Genomic DNA, 274 nt, shown 5'->3' on the forward strand with positions numbered 1-274 from the left:
CTTCGTTGGTGATGGTTTCAGTGAGCAAGCTAATCGCTTTCGATGACACTTTCTGAGGGTTAACTAAACAAACACCCACATGCCCAAGCTCGGGTAAACTTTCTGAATTAGATAGAACGTGTAGACCAGGCGGCACCGAACTTTTTGCAAGAACGGTTATACCCAACCCTTCGTTAATGGCCGTTTGTATGCCGTTTAAGTCGGCAATGGTATACACCACCTGCCACGGTTTTTTGATGGCCGATAAAAGATTGGTTGCTCGCTTGCGGTAAAT

At 46.0% G+C, this 274-nt stretch carries 1 protein-coding gene; it reads right to left on the minus strand.

The genetic code is table 11. The annotated features are described in order from the left end of the window. Positions 1-274: type 2 periplasmic-binding domain-containing protein (locus NLF92_RS12925; RefSeq protein WP_489886391.1), on the minus strand; the 274-nt coding region annotated here is incomplete at both ends.

The organism is Opacimonas viscosa, from assembly GCF_024199005.1.
GTDB lineage: Bacteria > Pseudomonadota > Gammaproteobacteria > Enterobacterales > Alteromonadaceae > Opacimonas > Opacimonas viscosa.